Origin of the sequence: Sulfitobacter sp. HI0129 (assembly GCF_001635395.1) — a bacterium.
GTDB lineage: Bacteria > Pseudomonadota > Alphaproteobacteria > Rhodobacterales > Rhodobacteraceae > Sulfitobacter.
The window spans coordinates 1-378 of sequence record NZ_LWGH01000767.1 but is presented as its reverse complement, the minus strand read 5'-3'; the positions used below and the strand labels follow the sequence as shown (position 1 = coordinate 378).

Genomic DNA, 378 nt, shown 5'->3' with positions numbered 1-378 from the left:
CCCTGATTGATGGGGCTTTCAAAGACCGGCTCCTGCCCGATCCAGACGTCATCGCGCAACTCGGCCCAGATCGAACAGCCGACCGAGCAGAAGGGGCAGACCGTCTTGCGCACGACCATGTCCGCCGCCGCCGCTTTAGGCCCCGTTGCCGCCTGCANGCGGCCCGCGCCCGCGCCCGCGCTGAACGCGCCCAGGCTCAACCCCGTCAGACCGCTGCTGCGCAAAAAATTCCGCCTGGTCATCGCTGCCCGGGCGGGTGCTGTCGTATCTCCAATGCGCCGCAACATGGCTATCGTCCCCCTGCCTATCTACCGTTTACTTACGCGCCAGCCGGTAGAATGTTTTTACGTGATCCGTTTCCTCGAACGTCGGCTGCCT

Annotated in this window: 1 protein-coding gene; it reads right to left on the bottom strand. The window is 64.5% G+C overall.

The features are described 5' to 3' along the window. On the bottom strand, nt 1–119 hold a 119-nt coding region (locus tag A3764_RS26460), incomplete at its 3' end, for a hypothetical protein (protein WP_443069397.1). Nucleotides 120–378: the final 259 nt, after the last annotated feature.